This is a genomic window from Stenotrophomonas rhizophila, from assembly GCF_007667275.1.
GTDB lineage: Bacteria > Pseudomonadota > Gammaproteobacteria > Xanthomonadales > Xanthomonadaceae > Stenotrophomonas > Stenotrophomonas maltophilia_AE.
This window is the reverse complement of sequence record NZ_VDQT01000001.1, coordinates 1073042-1088463: the sequence shown is the minus strand read 5'-3', so window position 1 is coordinate 1088463 and position 15422 is coordinate 1073042. Positions and strand designations below refer to the sequence as shown.

The 15422-nt window shown below is 67.3% G+C and carries 13 protein-coding genes; 8 read left to right on the top strand and 5 right to left on the bottom strand.

The genetic code is table 11. From position 1 onward, the window contains the following. Window positions 1–45: 45 nt before the first annotated feature. The 6 genes from FSZ13_RS04680 (at window position 46) to rplS (ending at window position 4369) form a co-directional block, all read left to right on the top strand. The gene (locus FSZ13_RS04680) at window positions 46–1122 is read left to right on the top strand and encodes an NAD(P)H-dependent flavin oxidoreductase (protein WP_145478228.1); all 1077 of its coding nucleotides are present in this window, start codon (window positions 46–48) and stop codon (window positions 1120–1122) included. Next, window positions 1119–1904, top strand: a complete 786-nt coding sequence (locus tag FSZ13_RS04675) for an aminotransferase class IV family protein (protein ID WP_145478227.1) — start codon at window positions 1119–1121, stop codon at window positions 1902–1904. The genes FSZ13_RS04680 and FSZ13_RS04675 overlap by 4 nt, the downstream gene beginning before the upstream one ends. 216 nt (window positions 1905–2120) lie before the next feature. Beyond that, a complete protein-coding gene (gene rpsP / locus FSZ13_RS04670; RefSeq protein WP_145478226.1) occupies window positions 2121–2381 on the top strand; it encodes a 30S ribosomal protein S16 in 261 nt (86 codons plus the stop codon). 42 nt (window positions 2382–2423) lie between these two features. After that, on the top strand, window positions 2424–2936 hold the full coding sequence (gene rimM / locus FSZ13_RS04665) for a ribosome maturation factor RimM (RefSeq protein WP_145478225.1): 513 nt from the start codon (window positions 2424–2426) through the stop codon (window positions 2934–2936). A gap of 3 nt (window positions 2937–2939) precedes the next feature. Continuing rightward, a complete protein-coding gene (gene trmD, locus FSZ13_RS04660; RefSeq protein ID WP_145478224.1) occupies window positions 2940–3683 on the top strand; it encodes a tRNA (guanosine(37)-N1)-methyltransferase TrmD in 744 nt (247 codons plus the stop codon). 278 nt (window positions 3684–3961) lie between these two features. Beyond that, window positions 3962–4369: a 50S ribosomal protein L19 gene (gene rplS / locus FSZ13_RS04655; protein WP_145478223.1), complete on the top strand. Its 408-nt coding sequence runs from the start codon at window positions 3962–3964 to the stop codon at window positions 4367–4369. Between the two features lie 230 nt (window positions 4370–4599). Here the strand turns inward: rplS and FSZ13_RS04650 are convergent, their stop codons facing one another. Further along, window positions 4600–6066 (bottom strand): MATE family efflux transporter, encoded by a 1467-nt coding sequence (locus tag FSZ13_RS04650; protein ID WP_145478222.1) that lies wholly within the window; start codon window positions 6064–6066, stop codon window positions 4600–4602. A gap of 64 nt (window positions 6067–6130) precedes the next feature. Here FSZ13_RS04650 and FSZ13_RS04645 point away from each other — a divergent pair, with 64 nt between their 5' ends. Continuing rightward, window positions 6131–6451 carry a hypothetical protein gene (locus tag FSZ13_RS04645; RefSeq protein ID WP_260844082.1) on the top strand — a complete coding sequence of 107 codons (321 nt, stop codon included), beginning with the start codon at window positions 6131–6133 and terminating at the stop codon, window positions 6449–6451. A gap of 9 nt (window positions 6452–6460) precedes the next feature. Then, window positions 6461–6871 carry an RNA-binding S4 domain-containing protein gene (locus tag FSZ13_RS04640; protein ID WP_145478221.1) on the top strand — a complete coding sequence of 137 codons (411 nt, stop codon included), beginning with the start codon at window positions 6461–6463 and terminating at the stop codon, window positions 6869–6871. 172 nt (window positions 6872–7043) lie between these two features. On the opposite strand, the gene katG is transcribed toward FSZ13_RS04640, so the two are convergent. The 4 genes from katG to FSZ13_RS04620 form a co-directional block, all read right to left on the bottom strand. Continuing rightward, a complete protein-coding gene (gene katG, locus FSZ13_RS04635; RefSeq protein ID WP_145478220.1) occupies window positions 7044–9281 on the bottom strand; it encodes a catalase/peroxidase HPI in 2238 nt (745 codons plus the stop codon). A 175-nt stretch (window positions 9282–9456) separates the two neighbouring features. Further along, entirely contained in the window at window positions 9457–10068 is a 612-nt protein-coding gene (locus tag FSZ13_RS04630) for a DUF937 domain-containing protein (RefSeq protein ID WP_222116601.1), read from the bottom strand. Window positions 10069–10226: 158 nt separating this feature from the next. Beyond that, complete coding sequence (gene mutS / locus FSZ13_RS04625) at window positions 10227–12782, bottom strand: DNA mismatch repair protein MutS (RefSeq protein WP_145478546.1); 2556 nt, start codon at window positions 12780–12782, stop codon at window positions 10227–10229. 354 nt (window positions 12783–13136) lie between these two features. Then, window positions 13137–14600 carry a DUF1254 domain-containing protein gene (locus tag FSZ13_RS04620; RefSeq protein ID WP_145478219.1) on the bottom strand — a complete coding sequence of 488 codons (1464 nt, stop codon included), beginning with the start codon at window positions 14598–14600 and terminating at the stop codon, window positions 13137–13139. Between the last annotated feature and the right edge of the window lie 822 nt (window positions 14601–15422).

Below are 15422 nucleotides of genomic sequence, written 5' to 3'. Positions count from 1 at the left end.
GCCGGGGGTATCCTGTACCCCGTCGACCCCCAAGGTGCGCCCCGCATGACCGACCCGCGAATCCTCGAACGCGCCGACAGCTTCTGTCGGCGTTTTTCATTGCAGTCCCCGATCCTGCTTGCCCCCATGGCCGGCGCCTGCCCGGTGCCGCTTTCGGCTGTGCTGGCCAACGCCGGCAGCATGGGCGCGATGGGCGCGGTGCTGTCGCAGCCGCAGGATATCGTGGCGTGGATGGATGCGTTCCGCGCGCAGTCCAGCGGCCCGGCGCAGGTCAATGTGTGGATTCCGGACGCACCGCCGCTGCGTGACGCCGGCGCCGAAGCAGCCACCCGTACCTTCCTCGCGCAATGGGGCCCTGAAGTTCCGGCCGAAGCAGCCGACGCCGGCCCGGCCGATTTCGACGCGCAGTTCGATGCACTCATCGCCGCGAAACCCGCGGTCGCCTCCACCATCATGGGCGTCTTCACCGCCGCCCAGGTGCAGCGCCTGAAGGACGCCGGCATCGCCTGGTTCGCCTGCGCCACCACCCTGGCCGAAGCGCTGGCGGCCGAAGCGGCCGGGGCGGACGCGGTAGTGGCGCAGGGCTTCGAGGCCGGTGGCCATCGCGGCGCGTTCGATCCGGCAGCGGCCGAGCGCCAGCTGGTGGGGCTGTTCGCGCTGGTACCGCGCCTGGCCGACCGCCTGCAGGTGCCGGTGATTGCCGCAGGTGGCATTGCCGATGGCCGCGGGGTGGCCGCTGCGCTGATGCTGGGTGCCAGCGCGGTGCAGGTCGGCACTGCGTTCCTGCGCACGCCCGAATGCGCGATCGATCCGGCGTGGTCGCAGGCACTGGCAGTGGCCGAACCGGAAGATACCTGGCCCACCCGCGCGTTCAGCGGTCGACTCGGCCGCGGCATTGCCACCGCCTATGTGCGCGCCGCCGCCGACCCGAGCGCGCCGCCACCGCGCCCGTACCCGGTGCAGCGTGGCCTGACCGCGCCGATGCGCGCACAGGCCAACCGCGAACATCGCATCGAGGCGATGCAGGCATGGGCAGGGCAGGCGGCGTGGCTGGCGCCCGAGCGCCCGGCGGCCGAGGTGCTGCAGGCGATGTGGGCCGACGCGCGCGGGCTGCTGGGATGAGCGTGTACTGCAACGGCCACCGTGCCGGCGCCGACGAACTGTCGGCGGCGCTGGTCAATTACGGGCACTTCACCTCGATGCAGGTGCGCGGCGGGGCGGTGCAGGGGCTGGACCTGCACCTGCGGCGCCTGCGCGCGGGTACCCAGACGCTGTTCGGCACGGTGCTGGACGGAAGCCAGGTGCAGGCGTGGATCGCGCACGCGCTGCAGGCCGAGGGCAGGGTCGATGCCTCGGTGCGGGTGACGGTGTTTTCGCAGGCATTCGATTTCCGCCAGCCGCTGCAGGCCGTACCGGTGGATGTGCTGGTGGCGGTGTCGGCGCCGGTGACGCTGCCGGCAACGGCGCGGCGCGTGCGCAGCGTGGTGTACCAGCGCGAGCTGCCCCATCTGAAGCATGTGGGCACGTTCGCCTTGTTCGAGCACCGTCGGCAGGCGCTGCAGGCCGGGTACGACGACGCGCTGTTCGTGGATGCGCAGGGTGCGATCAGCGAAGGCACCACATGGAATATCGCGTTCGGGCGCGGCGGTGAGCTGGTGTGGCCGCAGGCCCCGGCGCTGCGCGGAACGCAGGAACGGCTGCTGCAGGCCGGGTGGGGCGGGGAACCGCAGCTGGCGCGGGTGCGGTTGGACGACCTGGCCGGGTTCGACGCGGCCGTTGCCTGCAATGCGGCAGGGGTGTGGCCGATAACCAGTATTGATGGGCACCGATTCACCGGGTCAGAGGCATTGGTACAGCGGGCCATCACCACGATTGCCGGGCAGCCATGGGAACCGCTGGCGTGAGGCGGCACGACCAACGGTCGTGCCCTACCGCGGAGACCACCCCTGCTGGTCGGTCACCGGTAGCGCACGACCGTTGGTCGTGCGACGCCGCAACGCGGCGGGCAGGCCCCATTCAGCTTCAAATGCCCCGCTGGGCTTGGAATGCCCGCACCCCGCCGCTATAATCGCCGGCTTACCGCGCCATCCTGGCGACTGGGCAATAGAGGAAGTATCACCATGGTCAAGATCCGACTGACCCGCGGCGGCGCCAAGAAGCGTCCGTTCTACCACATCATCGTGACCGACTCGCGCAGCGCGCGCGACGGCCGCAACATCGAGCGCGTTGGCTTCTACAACCCGGTCGCACAGGGTGCCGAATCGCGCATCGTGCTGGACCTGGCCAAGGTCGACGCATGGGTTGCCAACGGCGCCCAGATGACCGACAAGGTCCGCAACCTGTACAAGGAAGCGACCAAGGCCCAGGCCGTCGCGGCCTGATCCTGAAGGGCCGCGCCTGGCGCGGCCCGTCGGCATACGCAGATGAAAGATACCGAGCGCCGCATCCTGCTGGGCAGGATTGTCGGCGCTTTTGGTGTGCGAGGCGAGATCAAGCTCGAGTCCTGGACCGAGCCGCGTACCGCCATCTTCAACTATCAGCCCTGGATCCTGCGGACACCCGCCGGCCAGGAGAGCACCCTCAAGGGCGCGCGCGGACGTCAGTCCGGCAAGCACCTGGTGGCGGTGTTTCCCGATGTCACCGACCGCGACGTGGTCGAAGCGATGTACGGGACCGAAGTCTATGTAGCACGCAGCGCGCTGCCGCCGCCGAAGGCCGACGAGTATTACTGGGTCGATCTGGAGGGGTTGCAGGTGAGCACCGTCGAGGGCGTCGAACTGGGCCGGGTCTCGCACCTGTTCTCGACCGGCGCCAACGATGTGCTGGTGGTGCAGGGCGATCGCGAGCGGATGATTCCATTCGTGCAGCCTGACTTCGTAGTGTCGGTGGATTTCGAGGCCAATCGCGTCATTGTCGATTGGGATCCGGAGTTCTGATCGATGCGTATCGACGTCATCACCCTGTTTTCGGAGTTCATGGCGCAGTCGGCCGCGCTGGGCGTGGTCGGCCGTGCGGCCGAGCGCGGCCTGCTCGACCTGCATGGCTGGAACCCGCGTGACTACGCCGAGGGCAACTATCGCCGGGTGGACGACCGTCCGTTCGGCGGCGGCCCCGGCATGGTGATGCTGATCGAGCCGCTGCGCGCCTGCCTGGCTGCAGCGAAGGCTGCGGATCCGACCCCGGCCCCGGTGATCTACCTCAGCCCGCAGGGGCGGCCGCTGACCCAGGCCAAGGTCCGGGAACTGGCCGCGCTGCCGCGGATGATCCTGCTGTGCGGGCGCTACGAAGGCGTGGACGAACGCTTCCTGGCCGCCGAGGTGACCGAGGAGATCTCGATCGGTGATTACGTGCTGTCCGGCGGTGAGCTGGGCGCGGCGGTGATCGTGGACGCGGTGACCCGGCTGCAGGAAGGCGCCCTCAACGACGCCGAATCGGCTGCGCAGGACAGTTTCGAAGGCCCGCAGGGGCTGCTGGACTGCCCGCATTTCAGCCAGCCGGCGCACCATGAGTGGGGCGATGTCCCCGACGTGCTGCGTTCCGGCAACCACGCCGCCATCGCCCGCTGGCGCCGGCAGCAGTCGCTGCTGCGCACCGCGCTGCGTCGCCCGGACCTGCTGGACGAAGCCAGCCTGTCCAAGGCCGACCGGATCCTGCTGGAGCAGGCCAAGGCCGACCTCCCTTGACGCCTGATGGGGTCTGCATCGCCGACCGCTGACCGGCGCACGCGCTCCCACCCGGTAGCGCCGACCGTTGGTCGGCCAAGGCGGTCCGTGGGCCGGCCAACGGCCGGCGCTACCGGACTGGTAACAGAGCCAGAAACTGGTTAGAATCGCGGATTCCCATCAGGCCCTCACCGGCCCGATGGTAGGAATCCCTACAAAAAACGTGCAGCACAGTCCGGTGACTGCATGAGCCCACGTTGTCGAACGACACGACCACCCGAACTACTATCGGTGCACCCATGAGCAAGCTGAACAAGACCATTCTTTCGGATTTCGAATCCGCCCAGATTACCCGTGAGCTGCCGCAGTTCAGCCAGGGTGACACCATCGTCGTCAACGTGAAGGTGAAGGAAGGCAACCGTGAGCGCGTGCAGGCTTACGAAGGCGTCGTCATCGGCACCAAGAACGCCGGCCTGAACTCGGCTTTCACCGTCCGCAAGATCTCGCACGGCTACGGCGTCGAGCGCGTCTTCCAGACCCACAGCGCCATCATCGACTCGGTCGAAGTGAAGCGTCGTGGTAAGGTCCGCGCCGGCAAGCTGTACTACCTGCGCGGCCTGGAAGGCAAGGCTGCCCGCATCAAGGAAGATCTGGCTGCTGCAGCGCAGGCCAAGGCCGCGCGCCTGGCCGCCAAGGCTGCCCAGTAATTCCGGCGTGGGGTACCGACCAACGGTCGGTACCTACCCAACCAGACGGCCACCTTCGGGTGGCCGTTTGCGTTTCAGGCCCCTTGGGACACGCATGGCGTGTCGCTAAAAGGTGGGGCGTCGTGCGTCTGCGTTTGGGGCTGCCTGGGACACGCATGGCGTGTCGCTACGGGGTGGTGCATCGTGCGCTGGATGGTCGCGTAGGGACACGCCATGCGTGTCCACGCCATCTAACCGCGTTCGACCCCGGCAATCGGCGGTGCGGGATCGGCGACCGGCGACGGCGGCGATGCCGGAATTTCGGCGGGCGCCGCTACTTCCTGGCGATGGGCAGGCAACATGCGCGCCTTGCGCCAGCCGCCCCAGCGGTAATACGCCAGTGACATCAGCATCGCGCAGAACGAGCTGACCGGGAAACTCCACCACACCGCATCGGCGCCCCAGCGGTCCTGCAGCAGCTCGGCGAACGGCACCCGGATTCCCCACAATGACGCGGCCAGGATCAGCAGCGGCGGAATCACCGCGCCGGTCGAGCGCACTACGCCGGAGATCACGAAGTTCACGCCGAAGAACAGGAACGACCACACCGCGATGTGGTTGAGGTGGCGCGCCACGTCCAGCGCCGCGCTGCCGCTGGGCAGGAACAGCGCCAGCGTGTAGCGGTCGAGCAGGATCAACGGCAGGATCAGCACGCCGGTGAGCAGGAAGTTGTACAGCACGCCGCTGCGCGCGGTCCCGCGCACGCGCGACCAGTTGCCTGCGCCCACGTTCTGCGCCGCCATCGACGAGCAGGCCGCACCGATCGCCATCGCCGGCATCTGCACGTAGGTCCACAACTGCAGCGACGCGCCATAGGCCGCTGCGGTATCGGTACCGTAGCTGTTGACCATGGTCATCATCATGATCATCGACAGCGAAATCAGCACCATCTGCAGCCCCATCGGCACGCCCTTGACCACCAGCGCGCGCAGGATCACCAGGTCCACCTTGAACAGGTGCATGTCCTTGCGCCCCAGCCACAGCACATGGCGCTTGTTGCGCATGTACCAGAGCAGGCCGACCAGCGACAGCGTCTGTGCGATCAGCGTGGCCCACGCCGCGCCGGCGATGCCCAGCTGCGGGAACGGCCCGATGCCGAAGATCAGCAGCGGATTGAAACCGATGTCCAGCACCACCGACAGCAGCAGGAACCGGAACGGCGTGCGCGAATCGCCCACGCCGCGCAGCGCCGAGCTGAGGAAGGCAAAGGCGTACAGCGTCGGCATCGCCAGGAAGATCACCTTCAGGTAGGCCTCGGCCAGTGGCAGCGACGCGGCGGGGGTGCCCATCGCCGCCAGCAGCGGGTGCGACAGCCACCAGCCGGCGACCGCGATCACCACCGACAGCCCGATGAAGAAGGTGGCACTGGTGCCCATCACCCGCCGCGCCTGCGGGATGTCGCGTGCCCCCATCGCCTGGCCGATCAGGATGGTGGCGGCCATGCCGATGCCGAACACCGACCCGATCAGGAAAAACATGATGTTGTTGGCGTTCGCGGTCGCGGTCAGCGCCGCCTCGCCGAGGAAACGCCCCACCCATATCGCATTCACCGATCCGTTCAGCGACTGGGCGATATTGCCGGCCAGGATCGGCAGGGCGAACAGGAACAGATTGCGCCCGATCGGGCCGGTGGTGAGGTCAAGCGGCGCTTTGGCCATGTGCTATGGAGATCAGGCGTGGACAGCGGCACACTAGCACCACGCCCATCAACGGGATATTGCGATGCGCCACTCCGCGTCCCACTGCACGACCGCCGCGCCGGACGTTCCGGTCGCGCGCCGGCGCGCGACCCGCCCGGCTGACCGGTTCATCCCCGTCGTATTGGCGGTCTTGATTGCCGCCGCGCTGCCCGCATGTTCGAGTACGGATGACCGCCTGCGCGACGCGCAGGTACGGCCCATGGACCGACCCGAATGCCAGGTCGGCAGCCAGCGCCGCGATCTGGATGCGGGCGTGCCCGTGCTGATCGGTGGCACCGGTTGCCGTGGCAACCCGTCGGCACCGCAACCGTTGAATCGACGACCGGCCGAGCCGGGGAGCTGAACCACCCGCATGACAGAAGCACAACCGTTGGTCGCCGCCTCCGTGCGGCTGGACGTGTGGCTGTGGGCCGCACGCTTCTACAAGACCCGCAGCTTGGCCAAGCAGGCGGTGGAAACCGGCAAGGTCGACGTGGCCGGGCAGCGGCCGAAATCCTCGCGCGCGGTGCGCGTGGGCGAGCAGCTGCAGATCAGCCGCGGCGATGAGGTGTATGACGTACAGGTGCGTGGCCTGAGCGACCTGCGCGGCCCGGCGCCGGTGGCGCAGCAGCTGTACGAGGAAAGCGAAGCCTCGCGCGCGCGAAGGGCGGAGCAGCGTGCGCAGCGCGCGGCCATGAAGAACGGCTACCTGCCGCCGGAGCATCGCCCCGACAAGCGCGCGCGCCGGCTGATCAAGGCCTTGGGCGATCTCGACGCCATGTGACGCGTGGGCGCGACGAAACACGGTGACGAAACGTGATGCCGACGCGCGAAGCAACACGGTAGCGCCGGCCGCTGGCCGGCCCAGGCGGTCCCAATGCAGGCCAACGGCCGGCGCCACCGCAACAACTCCCGGGTAGCGCACGACCGTTGGTCGTGCGCCCGCAGAACCGGCCTCACCGGTGCAGATCGTACCGGTCCAGCTCCATCACCCGTGCCCAGGCAGCGACGAAGTCATTGACGAACTTCTTCTCGCCATCCGCACTCGCATACACCTCGGCAATCGCACGCAGCACCGAGTTCGAGCCGAACACCAGGTCGGCACGGCTGCCGGTCCAGCGCTTGCCGCTGCCGTTGCGGTCCACGCCTTCATAACCATCGCCGCTGGCCTTCCACTGCGTGCGCATGTCCAGCAGGTTGACGAAGAAGTCGTTGCTCAGCGTGCCCGGTCGATCGGTCAGCACGCCCTGCGTGTTGCCGTCCACGTTGGCGCCGAGCACACGCAGGCCGCCGACCAGCGCGGTCAGTTCGGGGCCGGTGAGCGTCAGCAGCTGCGCCTTGTCGATCAGCAGCGCTTCGGCGGGCACGCTGTAACGGCCCTTCACGTAGTTGCGGAAGCCATCGGCGTACGGCTCCAGCACCGCGAACGATTCCACATCTGTCTGGTCCTGGCTGGCATCGGTGCGGCCCGGCGTAAACGGCACGCTGACCTCGTGCCCGCCGGCCTTGGCCGCCTGCTCCACGCCGACGTTGCCTGCCAGCACGATCAGGTCCGCCAGCGACACCTGCGAGCCGCCGTCACCCTTGAAGCCGGCCTGGATGTTTTCCAGCGCGGCCAGCACCCTGGCCAGCTGCTGCGGCTGGTTCACTGCCCAGTTCTTCTGCGGGGCCAGGCGGATGCGCGCGCCATTGGCACCGCCGCGCTTGTCCGAGCCGCGGAAGGTGGACGCCGAGGCCCATGCGGTGGAGACCAGCTCCGCCACGCTCAGCCCGGAAGCGGCGATCTGCTGCTTGAGCGTGCTGATGTCCTGCGCGCTGATCACGGTCGTCGGCGCGTCCGGCACCGGGTCCTGCCAGATGAACGTTTCCGCCGGCACTTCCGGACCGAGGTAGCGCGCGCGCGGGCCCATGTCGCGATGGGTCAGCTTGAACCAGGCGCGCGCGAACGCATCGGCAAACAGCTGCGGGTTCTCCAGGAAGCGCCGCGAGATCTTCTCGTAGGCAGGGTCCATGCGCAGCGACAGATCGGTGGTGAGCATGGTGGGGCGGTGCTTCTTTGACGGGTCGTGCGCGTCCGGAATGACCGCCTCGGCGTCCTTGGCCACCCACTGGTGCGCACCGGCCGGGCTCTTGGTCAGTTCCCATTCGTTGCCGAACAGGATCTCGAAGAAGTCGTGGCTCCACTGCGCCGGGGTGCGCGTCCAGGTGACTTCCAGGCCGCTGGTGATGGTGTCGCCGCCCTTGCCACTGCGGAAGCTGTTGGCCCAGCCCAGGCCCTGGTGCTCCAGCCCTGCGGCTTCCGGTTCCACGTCCACGTTGTCGGCCGGGCCGGCACCATGGGTCTTGCCGAAGCTGTGGCCGCCGGCGATCAGCGCCACGGTCTCTTCGTCGTCCATGGCCATGCGGCCGAAGGTGTCGCGGATGTCGATGGCGGCCTTGAGCGGGTCCGGATTGCCGTCCGGGCCTTCGGGGTTCACGTAGATCAGGCCCATCTGCACGGCGGCGAGCGGGTTTTCCAGATTGCGCGAGTGGATGTCGCCGTCGGCGTCGTCATCGGACACCAGCACGCCATGGTCTTCGACCACGCCTTCGGAGCCATGCGCATAGCGCACGTCGCCACCCAGCCAGGTGGTCTCTCGGCCCCAGTACACGTCCTGGTCCGGTTCCCAGGTATCCGGGCGCCCGCCGGCGAAGCCGAGCGTCTTGAAGCCCATCGACTCCAGCGCGACGTTGCCGGTGAGGATCAGCAGGTCGGACCAGGAAATGGCCTGGCCGTACTTCTGCTTGATCGGCCACAACAGGCGGCGCGCCTTGTCCAGGCTGACGTTGTCCGGCCAGCTGTTGAGCGGGGCGAAACGCTGCTGGCCACGACCGCCGCCGCCGCGCCCGTCGCCGATACGGTAAGTGCCGGCGCTATGCCAGGCCATGCGCACGAACAGGCCGCCGTAATGGCCGAAGTCGGCCGGCCACCAGTCCTGCGAGTCGGTCATCAGCGCGGTCAGGTCGGCCTTGAGTGCGGCGTAGTCGAGCCCGGCGAAGGCCTTGGCGTAGTCGAAGTCCGCATCCAGCGGGTGCGAACGGGACGAATGCTGGTTGAGCAGGTCAACACGGAGCTGGTTCGGCCACCAGTCGCGATTGGTGGTGGCATCGCCGACGAGGGCGTGGTTGAACGGGCACTTCGCTTCGCTTTTCATGGGCTGTTACCTGTGGACTGGCGAATGAGGGAATGGCCTCGCGGGGGAGACGCAGAGGGAGCGCCTTTACGTTAAGCAGGGTGGAGTGATTGGTAAAAGTGAATGATTCAACCAAAGTGATAGGGAGGGGCTATCAAAACTGCCGGGCGGGCTGGCCCGGCGCGCGCGGCCACGCTCAGCGCTTGCCGAGGAAGCCAATCAGGTCCGTCACATCGGTCTTTCCATCGCCGTTCTGATCGAGCATGCCGCCGAGCAGACCGGTGAAGCCGCCACTGCCGGCAGGCGGTGCTTCCTGTCCGAGGGCCTGGCTGAGTTGGCCGGCATTGCCCTGCTGGGCGAACCGTTGGGCCAGGAACGACATTACGATCGGGGCCAGGATGGCCAGCAGCTGGCCGGAGCGACCGCTGTCGAGGCCGGTCTGCTGGCCCAACGCCTGCGCGGCCTGCGGGGTCTGGCCGCCAAACACATGGCCGAGGATGCCGGCACCGTTGGTGGCACTGCCGCCGCCACCGCCCAACACCGCGCCGAGGATGCTGCCGAGGTCGAAGCCTCCGCCGCCGCCGCCGCCGCCGGCCAGGTGGTCCTTCTGAAGCGCATTGAGCAGCGACTGGGCGCCTTGGGGTTGGCTGGCATTCCTGCCCAGTGCGCCCATCAACAGGGGCAGGGCTGCGGTGACCGCCTGCGACGCCTGGTCCTGGTCCAGCCCGAGCTGCCGGGACACCTGCTGTACGCCGGGACCCTGTAGCTGGGACAACAACGTTTCGGTGAGCGAGTTCGTATTCACGATCGACTCCTTTGCCCCGGGATGGGGCCGCCGGAGCATAACGCCGCCTGCACGAAGAAAATGCGAAGCCTTCACGCGGGCGCCGCCCGCGTGAAGGCGGTAGGTCACGACCGTTGGTCGTGACGCCTGACTGGTAGGTCACGACCGTTGGTCGTGACGCCTCAAACCAGCGCCTTCAACCGGTACAACGCCTCCAGCGCCTGCTTCGGGGTCAGCTCATCCGGATCCAGCGCGGCCAGCGCCTCCTGCGCCTTGGTCGAGGGCGCGGTGAACAGCCCGAACTGCTGCGGCGCGTCCAGCGCCTGCGGGGCCATGGTCGCGGCCACGGTCTCGCCGCCCCGCTGCTCCAGTTCGGCCAACCTGCGCCGCGCCTGGGCCACGGTGGCACGCGGCAGGCCGGCCAGCGCCGCCACCTGCAGGCCGAAGCTGCGGTTGGCCGGGCCGTCCTTCACCGCATGCATGAACACCAGCGCATCGCCATGTTCCACCGCGTCCAGGTGCACGTTGGCGATGCCGCTGGGGCCGCCCTGGTGCTGCTCGTCGGCGAGTGCGGTCAGTTCGAAGTAGTGCGTGGCGAACAAGGTGTAGCAGCGGTTCTCGTAAGCGAGGTGGCGCGCCACCGCATCGGCCAGCGCCAGGCCGTCGTAAGTGGAGGTGCCGCGGCCAATCTCGTCCATCAGCACCAGCGACTGCGCGGTGGCGTGGTGCAGGATGTAGCTTGTTTCGCTCATTTCCACCATGAAGGTGGACTGCCCGCGCGCGAGGTCGTCGCCGGCGCCGATGCGGGTCAGGATGCGGTCGATCGGCCCGATCACCGCCCGACTGGCCGGCACGAAGCTGCCGATGTGGGCCAGCAGCACGATCAACGCGTTCTGGCGCATGTAGGTGGATTTACCGCCCATGTTCGGACCGGTGATCACCAGCATGCGCCGGTCCGGATGCAGGTCCAGGTCGTTGGGTTCGAACGGCTGCTCGCGCACCGCTTCCACCACCGGGTGGCGGCCGCGCTCGATGCGCAGGCACGCGCCGGTGTCCAGTTCCGGGCGCGCCCAGTCCAGCGCCTGCGCGCGTTCGGCGAAACCGGCGAGCACGTCCAGCTCGCTCAGCGCGGCGGCGCACTGCTTGAGCGGTTCCAGTTCGCTGCCCAGCGTGTCCAGCAGCTGTTCGTACAGCAGCTTCTCGCGCGACAGCGACCGTTCGCGCGCCGACAGCACCTTGTCTTCGAACGACTTCAGTTCTTCGGTGATGTAGCGCTCGGCATTGGTCAGGGTCTGGCGGCGGGTGTAGTGCACCGGCGCCTTGTCGCTCTGGCCCTTGCTGATTTCGATGTAATAGCCGTGCACGCGGTTGTAGCCGACCTTCAACGTCGCGATGCCGCTGCTGGCCCGTTCGCGCTGCTCCAGGTCGATCAGGAACTGGTCGGCGTGGGTGGACAGGCGGCGCAGCTCGTCCAGCTCGGCGTCGTAGCCTTCGGCGATGACACCGCCATCGCTGAGCTTCATCGGCGGGGCAGGGGCGATGGCCGAGGCCAGCAGGTGCGCGCATTCGTCATGCGAACCCAGCGCGTCGCGTAATGCCACCAGCCGTGGCGAATCCAGCGGCGCCAGCACCGCGCGCACCTCCGGCAACAGGCCCAGGCCGTCGCGCAGGGTGGAGAAATCGCGTGGGCGCGCCGAGCGCAGCGCCACGCGGGTGAGGATGCGTTCGAGGTCGCCCAGCGCACGGAAGGCCTCGCGCACATCGCCGTCTGCACCGCGGTCGATCAGCGTGGCCACTGCATCATGGCGCTGCACCAGCACCTCGCGCAGGCGCAGCGGGCGGTGCAGCCAGCGCCGCAGCAGGCGCCCGCCCATGGGCGTGACCGTGGTGTCGAGCACACCCAGCAGCGTGTTGCGGGTGTCGCCATCCACGCGCGTGTCCAGCTCCAGGTGGCGGCGCGTGGCCGCGTTCATCGCAATCGCTTCGCTGGCGTTTTCCGTGGCAATGGCGGTCAGGTGCGGCAGGCGCTGTTTCTGGGTTTCTTCCACGTACCCCAGCAGTGCGCCGGCCGCCGCGGTGGCGCGCGGCTTGTCGTCGATGCCAAAACCGGTGAGGTCGTGCAGCTTGAAGAACGCCAGCAGCTGGCGGCGGCCGCTGTCGGCGTCGAACAGCCACGGCGCACGGCGGCGGATGCCGCTGCGCTGCTTCAGGAAGTCCGGCCAGTTCTCTTCGTCCGGCACCAGCAGTTCGGCAGGTTCCAGGCGGGCCAGTTCGGCTTCCAGCGCGTCGTCGGTATCGACCTCGTTGACCAGGAAGCGGCCGCCGGCCAGGTCGGCCCAGGCCAGCCCGTAGCCATTCTTGCCGCGCGACAGTGCCATCAGCAGGGTGTCGCGGCGCTCGTCCAGCAGCGCCTCGTCGGTGACGGTGCCGGGGGTGACGATGCGCACCACCTTGCGCTCGACCAGGCCCTTGGCCAGCGCCGGGTCGCCGATCTGTTCGCAGATCGCCACCGACTCGCCCAGCGCCACCAGCCGCGCCAAGTAGCCTTCGTAGGCATGCACCGGCACCCCGGCCATCGGGATCGGCGCGCCGCCGGAGCTGCCGCGCTGGGTCAGGGTGATGTCCAGCAACCGCGCCGCCTTGCGCGCGTCGTCGTAGAACAGCTCGTAGAAGTCGCCCATGCGGAAGAACAGCAGCAGGTCCGGGTAGTCGGACTTGGCTGCAAAGAACTGCTTCATCAACGGGGTGTGTTCGGCGGGCTTCTGGGTCACGCGGGGTCCATCGGTGGCGGGGCCATGGGGTGGCCGGACGTCACATTGTAGGGGAGGGCTGCCGCAGGCACCGGATTGACCGGTAGGGTCGGTCGCAAGACGACCGCCGATGGCGCGTCCACGCCCGGTAGCGCATGACCTTGAACGGAGAGGTGGCTCCGGTCGTGGTCCATCCGTCACCGGGCGTTGGTGCTGCACGTGCGGTCGTTTGGGAACCGACCCTACCAGGCCCCCGGGAGGGTTGCATTGATCGACGCCCAGCACCCCGTATCGAACCACATGCTTGTCATTCCCGCGGCCCACACTTGAGGGCTGTGCGCCCTATTGCCCAGCCCCGCCTTCCGTCTTGACCACGGCGGGGGTCGTCCAGCGCCCATCCAGCAATTCCGGCTTGGGACGGTAGTAGCGCATGAACATGACGAACGGTCCATCGGGTGCCGGCAGCCAATTGGCCTGCCTCTCTTTTCCAGGGGAATCGGACTGGATGTAGATCGTCAATCCGCCATCCGCGTCTTTCTTCAATCCGGGCAACATCGGCGAGTTGATGAGATAGCGGTCAATCGGGTTCTTGACCAGCAACTGCTGCGGCAAGCCATACATCGTGACTGACCAGAACGCATCCACGGGCGGCAATTGATCCTTGGCGAATCGCAGTGTGTATGCGCCTTTGCTGCCGTCCAAGGGTTGCCCATGGGAGTCCTTGTCCAGGATCGGATACATCGCCTCTTCGCGGGAGTTCGCGCCGATGCCCACCTGGGTGCCGGTGGCGCGGGCGACGTAGTCGTTCTTCAGGAAATCCCGGTTGCCGAACAAGGCATCGGTTTTTCCCCCCAAGGACGCACGCTTGTCATCGATCAGCTTTTGCCCCTCGGCCATGCCCTCCTCGAGCGCGTCCTGCATCGGGGGCGGCAGGCGGTTGGCATCGAAGGGCTTGCCGGGCTCGATGCCCAACTGGGCAAGGCGTGCACGCAGGGCAGTCTCACTCGGATGTGGCGGTTGCGCGAACTGCAGAAGGAAGGCCAGCTGGTTGAAGAACTCCAGCGAAGTCCTGTCCTCCGCCGGCGGGGTTGGCTTGATCCACGCGATGGCGGGCGCCGGTGGCGGAGCCTGCGTTCCTGCGAACGCCGACAAGGGCTGCACTTTATAGCCGGCCTGTATCTTCTTCACGTTCGCCAGGTCGGCGGCGTTGAACAGCTGTGTTCTCCCGACCACGCTGACCAGGTCGGTCTCGGACCGGATCACCTTGGTGATGCCCTTGGGTGCCTCTCCCTTCCAACCCGGCCCGGCGATAAGGAAGGTGCCACCGTCGTTGCCGGTCGTGCGGCTTCCGATGTAATCAAAATTGAAGGTATAAAGATCCATCAGCTGGAAGACGAAGTAGCGGTCCTTCTCCATCTTTGGCACCGTGATGACGACCGGTTCCGCCCGCAGATCCAGCATGGCAAAGGAATAAGGGGTGTCCGAATTGGGCGTAACGAATGCGGTGTCGTCCGGGGTGAACACCCGGGCGATGTTCAGGATGGAATTGAATGGGCCCTTGTATTGAGGATTGGAGGTGTCGACGTTGAATGCGTAGACGGTCTTGTAGGTGTCCACCATCGGGACGCCGTAGACGTAAGCATCCCTGGCGGTCGCCTTGGCTTCCTGTAGCGCTGATGCGTCTGTCGACGCTTGCGCGGGAGGAGCCGATTGATCCGCCTTGGCCGGAGCAACCTTCTCTTTGTCTGACGATGCTTGATCGCTACACGCGCTGAGCGTCATGCAGCCGGCAAGGGCAAGGAGCATTCCGATCCCTGGAGCGGACGGAGTTCGATGGTCGTGCATGCGGCTTCTCCTCGGTGATGTTGTTTGCCGGATATATGCCGTACGGAAATCAAGGCGTCTGTGTCTCAACGGGCTGTAGAGGGACGAACTGCCTTCAGTGGCAGCGGGACTCGGACCGTAAACGCGTCCACCGCGCTGCAGCGTCTGACGCCACTGTGGCTTTCCCGCCGGACATGGGACAAGAGCGTATCCACTGTCTCTGGCCCAGTATTTCTACTGAAATCGGAGCACGACCCCCAAGTCATGGGCCGCGCAAACTGCTTGGCGCGTAGTCCGAGCGCATGAAGCTCCGGGATGCGCATTGATGTTGAGCGGAGAAGTGGCTTCGGTTGTGGTCCATGCGTCACCTGGCGTTGGTGGTGCACGTGCGGTCGTTTGGGAACCGACCCTACCAGCCCTTGCGCTACTGCCTCGTGGGGATCAGCTACTTGCCAGGCTATGTGGGGCGGCCGGCCTCAGGCAAGAAGCTTGCAGCTCTGTGCGGCGGGTCGGGTTCAGCGGGCATCTGGGTCAAGCGGGGCACATCGCTGGCGGGGGGCATGGGGTGGGCGGACGTCACATTGTAGGGATGGGCGGTACAGACGGCCGCCGGAGGTGGACCTCGGGACCGGCGCTTCCGCCTGCTGCAGGCACTGGACTCACCGGTAGGGTCGGTCGCAAGACGACCGCCGATGGCGCGTCCACGCCCGGTAACGCATGACCTTGAACGGAGGGGTGGCTCCGGTCGTGGTCATGCGTCACCGGGCGTTGGTGCTGCGCGTGCGGTCGTTTGGGAACCGACCC